Source organism: Pyruvatibacter mobilis (genome assembly GCF_012848855.1).
GTDB classification, from domain to species: domain Bacteria; phylum Pseudomonadota; class Alphaproteobacteria; order CGMCC-115125; family CGMCC-115125; genus Pyruvatibacter; species Pyruvatibacter mobilis.
The window spans coordinates 3130195-3143144 of the sequence record NZ_CP051630.1 but is presented as its reverse complement, the minus strand read 5'-3'; the positions used below and the strand labels follow the sequence as shown (position 1 = coordinate 3143144).

Annotated in this window: 14 protein-coding genes; 4 read left to right on the top strand and 10 right to left on the bottom strand. The window is 64.7% G+C overall.

All coding sequences use genetic code 11. From position 1 onward, the window contains the following. Nucleotides 1-12: 12 nt before the first annotated feature. The 8 genes from leuC to HG718_RS14675 all read right to left on the bottom strand — a co-directional run bounded on the left by leuC (nucleotide 13) and on the right by HG718_RS14675 (nucleotide 7072). On the bottom strand, nucleotides 13-1419 hold the full coding sequence (gene leuC / locus HG718_RS14710) for a 3-isopropylmalate dehydratase large subunit (RefSeq protein ID WP_160586374.1): 1407 nt from the start codon (nucleotides 1417-1419) through the stop codon (nucleotides 13-15). 135 nt (nucleotides 1420-1554) lie between these two features. Then, nucleotides 1555-1947 carry a 50S ribosomal protein L19 gene (gene rplS / locus HG718_RS14705; protein WP_027839610.1) on the bottom strand — a complete coding sequence of 131 codons (393 nt, stop codon included), beginning with the start codon at nucleotides 1945-1947 and terminating at the stop codon, nucleotides 1555-1557. Nucleotides 1948-1973: 26 nt separating this feature from the next. Continuing rightward, entirely contained in the window at nucleotides 1974-2720 is a 747-nt protein-coding gene (trmD, locus tag HG718_RS14700) for a tRNA (guanosine(37)-N1)-methyltransferase TrmD (protein ID WP_160586373.1), read from the bottom strand. Further along, nucleotides 2713-3282 carry a ribosome maturation factor RimM gene (rimM, locus tag HG718_RS14695; protein ID WP_160586372.1) on the bottom strand — a complete coding sequence of 190 codons (570 nt, stop codon included), beginning with the start codon at nucleotides 3280-3282 and terminating at the stop codon, nucleotides 2713-2715. Before rimM ends, trmD begins: the two co-directional genes overlap by 8 nt. Nucleotides 3283-3297: 15 nt before the next feature. Then, nucleotides 3298-3726 carry a 30S ribosomal protein S16 gene (gene rpsP, locus HG718_RS14690; RefSeq protein WP_027839607.1) on the bottom strand — a complete coding sequence of 143 codons (429 nt, stop codon included), beginning with the start codon at nucleotides 3724-3726 and terminating at the stop codon, nucleotides 3298-3300. A 126-nt stretch (nucleotides 3727-3852) separates the two neighbouring features. After that, nucleotides 3853-5430, bottom strand: a complete 1578-nt coding sequence (ffh, locus tag HG718_RS14685) for a signal recognition particle protein (RefSeq protein WP_160586371.1) — start codon at nucleotides 5428-5430, stop codon at nucleotides 3853-3855. 214 nt (nucleotides 5431-5644) lie between these two features. Continuing rightward, nucleotides 5645-5896, bottom strand: a complete 252-nt coding sequence (locus HG718_RS14680) for a hypothetical protein (RefSeq protein ID WP_160586370.1) — start codon at nucleotides 5894-5896, stop codon at nucleotides 5645-5647. Nucleotides 5897-6001: 105 nt separating this feature from the next. After that, nucleotides 6002-7072: a hypothetical protein gene (locus HG718_RS14675; RefSeq protein ID WP_160586369.1), complete on the bottom strand. Its 1071-nt coding sequence runs from the start codon at nucleotides 7070-7072 to the stop codon at nucleotides 6002-6004. A 266-nt stretch (nucleotides 7073-7338) separates the two neighbouring features. Here HG718_RS14675 and HG718_RS14670 point away from each other — a divergent pair, with 266 nt between their 5' ends. Next, a complete protein-coding gene (locus tag HG718_RS14670) occupies nucleotides 7339-7635 on the top strand; it encodes a hypothetical protein (RefSeq protein WP_160586368.1) in 297 nt (98 codons plus the stop codon). Between the two features lie 5 nt (nucleotides 7636-7640). Here the strand turns inward: HG718_RS14670 and HG718_RS14665 are convergent, their stop codons facing one another. After that, nucleotides 7641-8666 (bottom strand): DUF2804 domain-containing protein, encoded by a 1026-nt coding sequence (locus HG718_RS14665; protein ID WP_160586367.1) that lies wholly within the window; start codon nucleotides 8664-8666, stop codon nucleotides 7641-7643. Further along, nucleotides 8663-9499, bottom strand: coding sequence for a PIG-L deacetylase family protein (locus HG718_RS14660; RefSeq protein ID WP_160586366.1), 837 nt, complete (start codon nucleotides 9497-9499; stop codon nucleotides 8663-8665). Before HG718_RS14660 ends, HG718_RS14665 begins: the two co-directional genes overlap by 4 nt. A 291-nt stretch (nucleotides 9500-9790) precedes the next feature. Between HG718_RS14660 and dapF the strand changes: the two genes are divergently transcribed. The 3 genes from dapF to ftsY are packed head-to-tail and all read left to right on the top strand — an operon-like array spanning nucleotide 9791 to nucleotide 12944. After that, the gene (gene dapF / locus HG718_RS14655; RefSeq protein WP_160586365.1) at nucleotides 9791-10636 is read left to right on the top strand and encodes a diaminopimelate epimerase; all 846 of its coding nucleotides are present in this window, start codon (nucleotides 9791-9793) and stop codon (nucleotides 10634-10636) included. Further along, nucleotides 10636-11898: a tRNA (N(6)-L-threonylcarbamoyladenosine(37)-C(2))-methylthiotransferase MtaB gene (gene mtaB, locus HG718_RS14650; protein WP_160586364.1), complete on the top strand. Its 1263-nt coding sequence runs from the start codon at nucleotides 10636-10638 to the stop codon at nucleotides 11896-11898. The genes dapF and mtaB overlap by 1 nt, the downstream gene beginning before the upstream one ends. Continuing rightward, nucleotides 11895-12944 carry a signal recognition particle-docking protein FtsY gene (ftsY, locus tag HG718_RS14645; protein WP_160586363.1) on the top strand — a complete coding sequence of 350 codons (1050 nt, stop codon included), beginning with the start codon at nucleotides 11895-11897 and terminating at the stop codon, nucleotides 12942-12944. The genes mtaB and ftsY overlap by 4 nt, the downstream gene beginning before the upstream one ends. The last annotated feature ends 6 nt before the right edge of the window (nucleotides 12945-12950 follow it).

Here is a 12950-nt window from a genome sequence, read left to right as displayed (position 1 = left end):
CTTGCTGTTCCCTTAGTCGAGGTCGCGCACGTCAACGAAATGCCCGGCGATGGCCGCGGCGGCGGCCATGGCGGGGGACACGAGGTGTGTGCGGCCGCCGCGGCCCTGGCGGCCTTCGAAGTTGCGGTTGGAGGTGGAGGCGCAGCGCTCACCCGGGGCCAGCTTGTCGGCGTTCATGGCAAGGCACATGGAACAGCCCGGCTCACGCCAGTCAAAGCCCGCTTCGATCAGCACCTTGTCGATGCCTTCGGCCTCCGCCTGCTCCTTGACGAGGCCTGAGCCCGGCACGACGAGCGTGCGGATGCCTTCCTTCACCTTGCGGCCCTTGGCCACGTCGGCGACGGCGCGCAGATCCTCGATGCGGCCATTGGTGCAGGAGCCGATGAAGACCGTGTCGACGGCGACGTCGGTCATCTTGGTGTTGGCATCAAGACCCATATAGTCGAGCGCGCGCTGCACGGCGCGGGCCTTGTCCGGATCGTCGATCTTGGCCGGGTCCGGCGTCATGCCGGTGACGGCCACAACATCCTGCGGGCTGGTGCCCCAGGTGACGATCGGCGTCATGTTGTTGACGTCGATGGTGATCTCGCGATCGAACTTGGCGCCCTCATCGGACGGCAGCGTGCGCCAATAGGCTTCCGCTGCTTCCCACGCCCCACCCTTGGGCGCGCGCGGGCGGCCCTTGAGATAATCGTAGGTCACATCGTCCGGCGCGATCAGCCCAGCGCGGGCACCGCCTTCGATCGTCATGTTACAGACGGTCATACGGCCTTCCATGGAGAGCGCGCGAATGGCTTCACCGGCATATTCGATGACATAGCCCGTACCGCCGGCCGTACCGATCTCGCCGATGATCGCCAGCACGATGTCCTTGGCGGTGAGCCCTTCCGGCAGCGTGCCTTCCACATTGACGCGGAAGTTCTTCGCCTTCTTCTGGATCAGCGTCTGCGTCGCCAGCACATGCTCAACTTCGGACGTGCCGATGCCGTGCGCCAGGGCGCCGAACGCGCCATGGGTGGAGGTGTGGCTGTCACCGCAGACGATGGTGGTGCCCGGCAGGGTGAAACCCTGCTCCGGCCCGACGATGTGCACGATGCCCTGACGGATATCCATCATCGGCAGATACTCGACGCCAAACTCCTTGGTGTTGGCTTCGAGCGTCTCGACCTGAATGCGGCTTTCCTCGTCAGCGATACCGCCGGCGCGGTCGGACGTGGGCACGTTGTGATCGGCCACGGCCAGCGTCTTTTCCGGACGGCGCACCTGGCGGCCGGCCATGCGCAGACCTTCAAAGGCCTGCGGGCTCGTCACTTCGTGCACGAGATGCCGGTCAATGTAGAGCAGGCTGGTCCCGTCTTCACGGGTCTCGACAACATGGTCGTCCCAGATTTTGTCATACATTGTGCGGGGGCCGGACATCAGCTCGCTTCCTTTTCAATCGGATCCAGTCATGGGGCACCGGCGCCCGCTCGCACGCGGGCTGTCCGGTGTCTGGTCATATAGGCACCGGCGGCAGGCACAAACACCCTGCCGCCATCAGGGAGAAGGACGGGCTTACGCCTTCTTCTTGCCCTTGGCACCGGCCTTGTGGTCCACGCGCTCGGCGATACGGGCGGACTTGCCGCGGCGGCCGCGCAGGTAATAGAGCTTGGCGCGGCGCACCTTACCGGTGCGGACCAGCTGAATGCTGTCGATCAGCGGGGAGTAGATCGGGAACACGCGCTCCACGCCCTCATTGTAGGAAATCTTCCGTACCGTGAAGTTTTCCTGCAGGCCCTCGCCGGACCGCGCGATGCACACGCCTTCATAGGCCTGGATACGCTCGCGCGAGCCTTCCACCACCTTCACGTTGACGCGGACCGTGTCGCCCGGGCGGAAATCAGGGATTTCCTTGCCTTCGGTCAGCTTGGCCTGCTGCTCTTTTTCAATCTCTTCGATGATGTTCATGTCGAACCCTCGATTTCTCTTATCGTCTAATGATCCAGTTCCGGACGCACGTCGCGCGCGCCGGCAGTCCTTGCAACATAGGCAGCCCAGAGATCCGGGCGCCGCTCGCGGGTGATGCGCTCGGCTTCCGCCAGACGCCACGCCCGCACCTTTTCATGGTGGCCGGAGGTCAGGACCGCCGGTATCTCCATGCCGTTGAACTCCTGGGGCCGCGTGTAATGCGGGTATTCCAGAAGCCCGTTCTCAAAACTCTCTTCATCGCCCGAGGCGTCCGCCCCCATCACGCCCGGCAACAGCCGCACGCAGGCATCCATGACGGTCAGCGCCGCCATCTCGCCGCCGGAGAGCACGAAATCTCCGAGCGATACTTCAAGCCCCGGCCGCGTGGCGAACAGGCGCTCATCAAGCCCCTCGAACCGTCCGCACACGAACCGGACGCCCGGCCCCGCCGCCATTTCGCGGACAAGGCCCTGGCTCAGCGGCACGCCGCGCGGCGTGAGATAGACGAGCGGCCCCGGCCCGTCGGCCACAGCGTCGATCGCCTCGGCCAGCACATCGGCCCGCATCACCATGCCCGGGCCGCCGCCCGCCGGCGTGTCGTCCACCGTGCGGTGCCTGTCATGGGCATGTTCGCGGATGTTGTGCACATCCATCGCCCAGGTGCCTGCCTCAAGCGCACGGCCCGCAAGGCTCGTGCCCAGCGGCCCCGGAAACATCTCCGGGTAGAGGGTGAGGACGGTGGCGGTCCAGGCCGGGGAGGCAGTCTCAGCCATTGGCCTCGCCCTCCCCGGGTTCCGCGTCCTCGAGAAGACCGGCAGGCGGCACACACACGATCCGGCGCGCGGCGATATCTACCTCCGGACACACCGCGCGCGTGAACGGCACCAGCAGGGCCTTGCCCTTGCCGGTCTCGTCAGCGCGCTGGACGTCCAGCAAATCGCCCGCGCCGAAATCATGAACGGCAATCACCCGTCCGATCTCCTCGCCATCGGCTTTCACCACCACGCAGTCCACGAGGTCTGCATGGAAGAAAGCCTCTTCACCATCCTCATCCACGCCCGGCTCGCCGAGCGCGTCGCGAGACACATAGAGCCGCGTGCCCTTCAGTGCCTCTGCCTGATCGCGGTCCGTGACCCCATCAAGCTTCGCGGCCATGCCGCCTTTGACCGGCTTGGTGACGCGCAGGACAAAAACCCGCCCGTCTTCCGTGTGCACCGGCCCGTAATCGCCGATGGCCCGCGGATCCTCCGTGAACGTCCTGACCCGCACCTCGCCGCGCACCCCGTGGGCACCGGCGATCGCGCCAAGAAGTATGTCCGTGGACCCGTCAGCCATGAGACGATGACCGCTTTAGGAAGCGGCTTCCTCTTCAGCCGGGGCTTCTTCGGCGGGAGCTTCCTCGGCCGGAGCTTCTTCAGCAGCCTTGGCGGCTTCAGCAGCTTCTTCCTCGGCGATGCGCTTGGCTTCGATGCGCTCCTGCGCCTTCTTGCCCGGCAGGGCCTTCTTCGGGTTGTTGCGTGCTTCGCGCTTCACAAGGCCCTCGGCGTCCAGCAGACGGGACACGCGGTCGGTCGGCTTGGCGCCCTGGCCGAGCCAGTACTTGGCGCGCTCAAGGTCGAGCACGACGCGGTTTTCGTTGTCCTTGGCCAAGAGCGGGTTCAGCGTACCGATCTTCTCGACAAAACGGCCGTCGCGCGGGGAACGCACATCCGCCACCACGATGCGGTAGAACGGACGCTTCTTGGCGCCGCCACGGGCAAGCCTGATCTTCAGTGCCATCGTTAAGGTCTCCTTGGTTGTCTCACCTGCCGGGGCGCTCATGGCCGCGCGGCAATTCTCGTTAATCCGTACTCGTCATGTGCGGGCTGCTCTTCTTGGTTCTTCTTCGCCCGCGAAAATTCGTCGTTACTTCTTCTTCGATCCGCCCAGTCCGGGAAGCGAGCCACCCCCCAACCCAGGAAGACCGCCAGATCCTGCAGGCGGCAGACCACCGCCCATGCCGGGCATGCCGCCACCGAGGCCGGGCATACCGCCCCCCATACCGCCCCCCATGCCGCCGGGAGGCGTGACACCGGGGGGCATACCGCCACCGCCGCCGATGGCGTTCATCAGCGCAGCCATACCCTTGCGGCCGCCCTTCTTGCCCATCATCTTGAAAACATCCGCCATCTGACGGTGCATCTTCAGAACGCGGTTCACTTCCTGCACCTGGGTGCCGGAGCCCGCGGCAATGCGCTTCTTGCGGCTTGCGTTCAGAAGCTTCGGGTTGCGGCGCTCGGTCTTGGTCATCGAGGAGATGATCGCCGCCTGGCGCTTCAAGACCCCGTCATCCATGCCCGCCGCATCAAGCTGCTTCTTCGCCTTGCCCATACCGGGCATCAGCGACATGACGCCGGACATGCCGCCCATCTTCGCCATCTGCTTGAGCTGCTCCGCCAGATCATCCAGGTCGAACTGACCCTTCTTCATCTTGGCGGCCATCTTCTCGGCCTGCTCGGCGTCGAGCGTCTCGGCGGCCTTCTCCACGAGCGACACCACGTCGCCCATGCCGAGAATGCGGCCCGCCACGCGCTCGGCGCGGAAGACTTCCATCTCGTCCAGCTTTTCGCCGGTGCCCAGAAGCTTGATCGGCTTGCCGGTGACAGCGCGCATGGACAGCGCCGCACCGCCGCGCCCGTCACCATCCGCGCGCGTCAGCACGATGCCGGTGAGGCCGACGCGCTTGTTGAACAGATCAGCGGTGTTGACCGCGTCCTGGCCGGTCAGGCTGTCGGCCACCAGCAGAATTTCATGCGGATTGGCGGCGGACTTGATCTCCGCCATCTCGGCCATCAGCGCTTCATCGACGGCAAGGCGGCCCGCCGTATCCAACATCACCACGTCATAGCCGCCGAGACGGCCTGCTTCCATGGCGCGGCGCGCAATCGCCACCGGGTCCTGGCCCGCGACGATGGGCAGCGTGTCGATGCCCGCCTGCTCGCCCAGCACCTTGAGCTGTTCCTGCGCGGCGGGACGGCGCACGTCGAGCGATGCCATCAGCACCTTGCGCTTGGCCTTGTCGCGCAGGCGGATCGCCACCTTGGCCGTGGATGTCGTCTTACCGGAGCCCTGCAGGCCCACCATCATCACCGGTACCGGCGCAACCGCGGCAAGGTCGATCCCCGCCGCGTCATCCGCCGCATCGTCCGAAGACGGCGCGGGCGCGCCCTCTTCGCCGCCGCCGGCAAGCATCGCCACCATCTCGTCATGGACGATCTTGATGACCTGCTGGCCCGGCGTGACGGAGCGCAGGACTTCCTGTCCCACAGCGCGCTCGGTCACCTTCTTGATGAAGTCGCGCGCCACCGGCAGCGCCACATCCGCCTCGAGCAACGCCCGGCGCACCTCGCGCATCGCCTCGGAGACATCTTTCTCCGACAGCGCCCCGCGCTTGGTCAGCCCCTCGAAAATGGAGCCCAGGCGTTCCTGTAAGGTGTCAAACATCCGCGCCGAAAATCCGCCGTTTCAAACCGTTTTCCGCGACACACCGCCAAAAGATCCGACAAGCCAAAGCAGTAACGCACCCGTGGGCGCAACGCGCTGACGGGTGGCGACGTGCGGACGCGAAAGCCCGCTGGCCGAAGGAGACAGACGATGTCTCGGAAAGTGGCTAGGGTTTTAGGGCGAAACCGGGTGTGGGGTCAAGCGGGAGGAGGTCTTAGCGAGCCCGTCCCTTCTCACACCAATACGGAACAATCACGCCAGGTTGCTTTTGAAAGAGGTCTGCAGCGATCTGGCAGTTGTTGAAGTTATAGTCGTCACCCTCATCAGCATCGAATGTGGCCATATGTATCCGAAGGTCTCCAAATACAGAACCGCGATACAAGCTGTAGACTTCCCGCCCCTCATCTTCACAGCTTGCCAACAGGAGTGTTGAGACTATTCCGATAGCCAGAACAAACGCTTTCATCTTCATTTCTCTTCACCCTCCAGCTTCTGACTCATCGAATCCGCTGCTTTTATAAAATGGAACTCCTCGTCAGAAATCTCTGCGGCGCCGCCCTCATCACCACGTTCACTCTCCCTCCACCCAATCCATCACCGCTGCCTTCTCAGCTTCCGTCAGCCCCGCCTCAGCCCGCGCGAGGTCTTCTTCCACGTCTTCCCCGGCCGCCTGCGCCCGCAGCAGTAATCCGTAGGCGTATTGCCCGTCTGACAGTGGCGGGTCCCTCGCAATCATGACCAGGCTGACATCTTCATAGTCCGGCGGGCCGCCGTTGAGCAGCAATCGTCCATAGAACGAAAGCGCCGGGCCATACTCGTCCCATGTCAGCAGTCCGAGCGAGAGCAACGCATCGCGGGCAGCAGCCACACGCTCCTCCTTGGTTTGCGGACTGGCATAACCGAACTTGCCGTGGATTAGCGCGCGCGTGATGGACAGCAGCTGCGCCTCGCGGCTGGCCTGGGCTTCAAAGAGCAGGTGCTCAGCCAGATCACCCAATTGTCCGGGTGCGTCCAGGCCAAGCTCCCGGGCCAGGTCCAGGGCAGAGGCTGCGCAGGTCTGCTCGAATACGTACCAGGGTTCGATCTCCCGCTGTGCGGGCGTCCCGTCCGGGTGACGCAGCCAGAAAAGCGTGCTTTCCACCCACACCCAGCGCGGCCGGTTGAAACGGCCAAGCGCGTGGCCGCAGGTGAATTGCCACCAGGCATGTTGCCACCTTGCGGACAGGGGCGTTGCATCAAAGGCGTCATACACAAAGACGCTGTCCGGGCTGGTGGTGACGGACCTGCCGGCAAGATCGTGGAAAAACGCCCCATTACGGCCCGGTGCCCACCGGCGCTGATCAACAAGCTCTGCCAGGCGCGCCCGCTGCGAGGCTGCTGCCATCCGCATCTCGCTCAGTAACGCGTCTTCGGTTGGCCATGAGTTCGCCAGCTCGGGCCTCCACAGAGGCCGGCACGGGCTGTCAGGGTCCTGCGCCGCCAGCGCCTGAAACAATTCAGCGGCCTCAATGACATCAGCCCCGGCCACATCGCTGGCAAGACGGCTGGCCTCGTAGCACGCGCCTTCCGCCACAAGCCCCTCGAACGCCAGGCGCCAATCAGGCTGCGCCGGGGGCAATGTCCCCCACAGAAGCGCGGCCATCAGTCCCGCAAAAACAAGCGTTCCGCCAAAAAGATAAGTGCCCGCCCGCCGCATAAGCGCGTAATCCCCTGGTCCCTCTCAGGCCCGCAAAATAGCACATCTACACGCATTACGGGATTGAGATTGCAGACGTGTCGGGAAACAAGGCAGAAGAACACCCTGACTGCCAAACCCTGCGGGGCAGGGCCCATCAGGTATGAGATGAAACCAATGCGGCTTTCCACGCTGTGGAAGCTGCAAGGTTTCAGTTACGCCGCACGCAGGACATGAAGCGCCGTGTTTCCGCCGATTTATCCGAGGTGCTGAAGGAGCTAGGTGCAGCTGGCATTCCGACCGGCATTCCCGCGTCAAAAATTTCCGGGCTGGTTGGATTGGTTGTATCGGTGACTCAGGGCGTCTTGCTCGTGCGGAAGCATGATCGCCTGAAGAAACAGCTTCAGAGCCTGACGGCAGAAGAAATACGTCGTGTCAGGCGGGTGACGAATGCTGAGGCGAGACAGCAAGACTTGCGGAAACTGGAAATGGAAATAGGCAACCGGCTAAAGGCCAGGCGCTGCAACTAGCCCCCTCACCACCGGTTCTTCACCTCTTCCGCAAAGCCGAGAAGCCGCTCCACTTCCAGCACCGAGCCGTCATCCAGCCGCACGCGGCCGGAGAAATGGCCGAAGGTCTGGTGGGTGTCGGAGCGGATGAGGCCGAGATTGGTGTAGGCAGCCCGGTCGAACACCGGCTCGAAATCCATCTCGAACCGCCCGTCATTGGAGGAAAACCGCCACGGTGCGGCGTCAAAGCCTTCCTCGGGGATGTGGAAGGTCACCTGATCGAGCTTGTGCGCCCGGCCATCGACGAACACCATGTTCTCGCTCGCCGCCGAGGTATCGCCGAAGCCGTAGCCGATATTGAACCCGAAGGGCCGCCCCTGGACGAGGCCCGAGGCGGAGCCCCAGTACCAGACATTGTCATAGGCCCAGCAGCCGCGGCCCCAGTCGAGCACCCCGAAATGCCGGTCCGGCGAAAAGCTATGGGGCACGCCCGCTACCGTCACTTCGCCGGTGGCGGCGAGGCAGTTGATCTTCTGGTTGTAATAAAAAAGCCGGTCGCCTTCGGGAAAGGGCGTGGCGATGGTCATCCGGTCCATGTCGGGCTGGGCGAGGAATATCTCGCCCGCAAGCCCCTTGCCGCCCTCGAATGCCGGGCAATCCAGGATCAGCCGCCGCCCGCCATCCACATGGCGGAAGTCAAGCGACACGCCCTTGTGCGACGCAGCGATATCGCCCGTATCCGCGCTTTCCGGCAGGCCCAGCTGCCCGCGGGTGAACAGCGGAATGGCCGCGACATCGCGCATGGTGCGCGCGGTGAAGTCGAACCAGGTGACCGACAGAAGCCCCATATAGGAATTATCGGCGATGACGAGGCCGATGCCGTAATCGTCACCGAAAATGCCGTAATAGTCCCATTCCTTGATGCGGTACCAGGGCGCCCGGATGGCCGCGCGGCTGTAGCGCTTGCGCTCGTCCGTCGCGTAGCCCGCCTCGGTCAGATGGCCCCGGGCATCATGCAGCGGGCCGGGAGAAAGTTCATGCTGCGTGCTCATTCGGCGCCAACCTCTTCGACGAAATAAAACTCCTTGTCGAAGAACGCGTACAGCACATTGGCGGGCGCGCCATAGGCGTGGGCGACATAGTCCCGCTGACTGTGATGCAAATCCCAGCCGCGCTGTTTGAGATGGGTGTCGCCGGGCATGGAATGGGTGGGGTCGGGCTGGTTGTCGGCCACGAAGGCGCCGCGCTCGCCGCCCAGCGACCGCATGGCCCCGCGCGGCATCAGCGTGTAGGCGACGTGGCGGGGGCCCTGATAGACGTGGATGCCCTCGAACTGGCGCACTGCTTCACGCGCGGCAAGCCCCATGCGCATGTGGTCCGGATGCGCACTGGCCCCGCTTTCCGGCCAGAAGGTGACGACGAGATCCGGCTCGTAGCGATGAAACGCCTTCACGATCTCCATCACCAGCGCCAGGAACGGCACATCCCGCTCAAGCCCGCCATCGGGCATGCCCCACACTTCCTGCGCCTTGAGCCCCAACGCATATCCGTTCTTCAGGACCTCGGCGGTACGGATGATGCCGAGTTCCTGCTGCCGGGCCACCTGCGGCATCTGCGTGCCCGCTTCACCCGCCGTGGCAGTGATCATGAAAACCTCAGCCCCGCCCTCAACAGCGCGGGAAAGGAGGGCTGCCACCAGCTGCTCGTCGTCGGGATGGGCGAAGATCGCCAGAACGCGCTTGGCACCCAACTCATCGGCCAGCGATGGGACATGGGTCACGCCGGGCTCCTCGAACTGCGCATCCAGCCAGATGACCCCGATCATCGCCGCGAACAGCATGATGCCGCCAATGACCATAACCAGCCGGCCGATTGTTTCCCGCATGGTTTCCTCCCCGTTTGTTGCCCCGTTTCTGCCATGCGCTGCGCCAAAGCGCCATTGTGCGGGCGGGCGCGTTTCCCGGCGCCCTGGCCCACCCTCTTGTCACCCCGTGGCTTGACCACGGGGTCCAGGGCAGCCTGTCACCTCCCCCACGGTCCGCCCTGGATTCCGCGATCAAGTCGCGGAATGACAAGAGGGGGTGTGGTGGGGGTCCAACGCGGGGAATGACAGCTATGTGCCGGTGTGCGCGGCTGTTTCTGGTATTTCACGCTCAAAAGCGCCATATAGGCGGCCATGACAGTCCCGTTTCACAAGATGAATGGCCTCGGCAACGAGATCGTGGTGATCGACGCCCGCGACAATGCGCTTGCATTGGACGCCGACGCCGCGCGCCTGATCGGCAGCACCGAGACCGGCCCCGGCTGCGACCAGATCATGGTGATCGGCCCCGGCCGTGATGGGACGGATGTCACCACCGCCATCTGGAACAAGTCCGGTGAAGAAGTGGAAGCCTGCGGCAACGGTGCGCGCTGTGTGGCCGCCTATCTCTACAAGGCAGGGCTTTCCGGCGACATCCGCATGGGGACCCTGGGCGGCGACATCGTGGCGAGTGACGCGGGCAACGGGCAGATCACCATCGACATGGGCGTGCCGCGCTTCGGCTGGCAGGATATTCCGCTGGCGGAGGAAATCCGCGACACCCGCGCCATCGAATTGCAGATCGGCCCCATCGACGCCCCCATCCTCCATTCGCCGTCCGTTGCCAATGTGGGCAACCCGCACGCGATCTTCTGGGTCAAGGATGCGGACGCCTATGATCTGGAGAAGATCGGCCCGCTGCTCGAGAACCATCCGATGTTCCCCGAGCGCGCCAACATCTCGCTGGCCCAGGTGATTGACCGCAACACCATCCGCACCCGGGTGTGGGAGCGCGGGGCGGGTGCCACGCGCGCCTGCGGCACCGCGGCCTGCGCCATCGCCGTCTCCGCCGCCCGCAAGGGGCTGACGGAGCGCGACGTGACTGTGCACCTGCCCGGCGGCCCGCTGCATATTTTGTGGAACGACGACGACCACATCATGATGACCGGCCCCGCCGAGTTCGAGTTCGACGGCGAGATCGAGCTTTCAGGAGCCGCGTGATGGCGGACCCGGAGATCATCACCTTCGGCTGCCGCCTCAACGCCTACGAGAGCGAGGTGATGCGCGACCATGCGCGCGCCGGCGGCATGGACAACGCCATTATCATCAATACCTGCGCTGTGACCAGCGAAGCGGTGCGCCAGGCCCGCCAGGCGATCCGCAAGGCGCGGCGCGATCATCCGGAAGCGGAGATCATCGTTACAGGCTGCGCGGCACAGATAGAGCCCGAGACATTCGCGCAGATGCCGGAGATCTCCCGCATCGTCGGCAACGCGGAAAAGACCAAGGCCGAAACCTTCCTCAAGGGCAGCAACGCGCCGCGCGTCGCCGTCGCCGACATCATGGCCGTGCGCGAAACCGCAGGGCATCTGATCGCCGGCTTCGAGGCCCGCGCGCGAGCCTTCGTGGAGGTGCAGAATGGCTGCGACCATCGCTGCACCTTCTGCGTCATCCCATACGGTCGCGGCAATTCCCGCTCCGTTGCTGCCGGTGAAGTCGTCAGCCAGATCCGCAAGCTGGTCGAGAACGGCACGCAGGAAGTGGTGCTGACCGGTGTCGACCTGACGTCCTGGGGCGGCGACCTGCCCGGCACCCCGCCGCTCGGCAACCTCGTGCAGCGCATTCTCAAGCTGGTGCCTGAGCTTCCGCGCCTGCGCCTGTCGTCGATCGATTCCATCGAGGCCGACCCGGACCTGATGCGCGCCATTGCCGAGGAAGAGCGCCTGATGCCGCATCTGCATCTGTCTCTGCAGCACGGCCACGACATGATCCTGAAGCGGATGAAGCGGCGGCATTCGCGGGCCGACGCCATCGCCTTCTGCGAGGAAGCCCGCCGCCTGCGCCCGGAGATCGCCTTCGGGGCCGACCTCATGGCCGGCTTCCCGACCGAAACGGACGACATGCACGCAGCCAATCTATCGCTGATAGAGGCCTGCGGCCTCAGCCATGTGCATGTGTTCCCCTATTCAGCCCGCCCCATGACGCCTGCCGCCAAGATGCCGCCCGTTGACGGCGCCACCATCAAGGCGCGCGCTGCTGAGCTGCGCGCCAGGGCGTCCACAGCGCTGGAAGCCCGGCTCGACGCCCATGTGGGCACCACTGTGCGCCTGCTTGCCGAAAAGCCGGATGAGGGGCACACGGATGATTTTGCCGCCGTGCGCCTCAGCACGCCCGTTGCGCCCGGCACCATCTGCCGGGCTGACGTGACCGCACGTCACGGCGCCACCCTTGTTGCCACCCCGAACCTGTCTGCCGCTGCATGAGTGACCAAACGACGCCGGATATTGAACCGGACCTCAAAAAGCCTGCCCGCATCATTGATTTCGGCAGCGACACACCGGCACCCGCCGCGGCGCCCGAGAAGAAGGGCCTGTTCAAGCGCCTGAAGGAAGGCCTGAGCCGCTCCACCTCCTCGATGACCACGGGCATCGCCTCGGTCTTCACCAAGCGCAAGCTGGACGGGGCGACAGTGGACGAGCTGGAGGACCTGCTGATCCAGGCCGATCTCGGCATCGAGACGGCAACCGCGATCACAGATGCGGTCAGCGACGGGCGTTATGACAAGGAAGTAGACGAGGCAGAAGTCCGCTCCATCGTGGCGTCCGAAGTGGCGAAGGTGCTGGAGCCGGTCGAACAGCCGATCCTGCTAGACGGCACCCACAAGCCGCATGTCATTCTGGTGGTCGGCGTCAACGGCACCGGCAAGACCACCACCATCGGCAAGCTCGCGAAGCACATCACCCAGGCCGGCAAATCAGTGGTGCTGGGCGCGGGCGACACCTTCCGCGCGGCCGCCATCGACCAGCTGAAGATCTGGGGGGAGCGCATCGGCGCGCCCGTCGTCGCCCGCGACGTCGGCGCGGATTCCGCGGGGCTTGCCTTCGACGCCATCGCCAGGGCGCAGGAGACGAACGCAGACGTTGTGATGATCGACACAGCCGGCCGCCTGCACAACAAGGCGGAGCTGATGTCGGAACTCGAAAAGGTCGTGCGCGTTATCAAAAAGCGCGATGAAACCGCACCGCACACGGTTCTTCTTGTGCTTGACGCCACGACCGGCCAGAACGCCGTCAACCAGGTGGACGTCTTCACCAGGGCAGTGGGCGTGACCGGCCTCATCATGACAAAGCTGGACGGCACCGCGCGCGGCGGCATTCTCGTTGCCATCGCCAAAAAGGCGGGTCTGCCCGTTCACGCAATCGGGGTTGGCGAAGGCGAGGATGATCTGCAACCCTTCGTGGCCCGTAACTTCGCCAATGCCATTGCCGGTCTGGACGAGACCGCCACCCCGACTTCCAGCAGCGAGTAACCCGCA

Excerpts from the sequence above, each read along its gene's own strand:
- HG718_RS14660 (WP_160586366.1), bottom strand. The coding sequence starts at position 9,499 with ATGCGGGAAACAATCGGCCGGCTGGTTATGGTCATTGGCGGCATCATG.
- HG718_RS14670 (WP_160586368.1), top strand. The coding sequence starts at position 7,339 with ATGAAGCGCCGTGTTTCCGCCGATTTATCCGAGGTGCTGAAGGAGCTA.
- HG718_RS14680 (WP_160586370.1), bottom strand. The coding sequence starts at position 5,896 with ATGAAAGCGTTTGTTCTGGCTATCGGAATAGTCTCAACACTCCTGTTG.
- trmD (WP_160586373.1), bottom strand. The coding sequence starts at position 2,720 with ATGGCTGAGACTGCCTCCCCGGCCTGGACCGCCACCGTCCTCACCCTC.
- dapF (WP_160586365.1), top strand. The coding sequence starts at position 9,791 with ATGACAGTCCCGTTTCACAAGATGAATGGCCTCGGCAACGAGATCGTG.
- leuC (WP_160586374.1), bottom strand. The coding sequence starts at position 1,419 with ATGTCCGGCCCCCGCACAATGTATGACAAAATCTGGGACGACCATGTT.
- rpsP (WP_027839607.1), bottom strand. The coding sequence starts at position 3,726 with ATGGCACTGAAGATCAGGCTTGCCCGTGGCGGCGCCAAGAAGCGTCCG.
- mtaB (WP_160586364.1), top strand. The coding sequence starts at position 10,636 with ATGGCGGACCCGGAGATCATCACCTTCGGCTGCCGCCTCAACGCCTAC.
- HG718_RS14665 (WP_160586367.1), bottom strand. The coding sequence starts at position 8,666 with ATGAGCACGCAGCATGAACTTTCTCCCGGCCCGCTGCATGATGCCCGG.
- ffh (WP_160586371.1), bottom strand. The coding sequence starts at position 5,430 with ATGTTTGACACCTTACAGGAACGCCTGGGCTCCATTTTCGAGGGGCTG.
- rimM (WP_160586372.1), bottom strand. The coding sequence starts at position 3,282 with ATGGCTGACGGGTCCACGGACATACTTCTTGGCGCGATCGCCGGTGCC.
- rplS (WP_027839610.1), bottom strand. The coding sequence starts at position 1,947 with ATGAACATCATCGAAGAGATTGAAAAAGAGCAGCAGGCCAAGCTGACC.
- ftsY (WP_160586363.1), top strand. The coding sequence starts at position 11,895 with ATGAGTGACCAAACGACGCCGGATATTGAACCGGACCTCAAAAAGCCT.
- HG718_RS14675 (WP_160586369.1), bottom strand. The coding sequence starts at position 7,072 with ATGGCCGCGCTTCTGTGGGGGACATTGCCCCCGGCGCAGCCTGATTGG.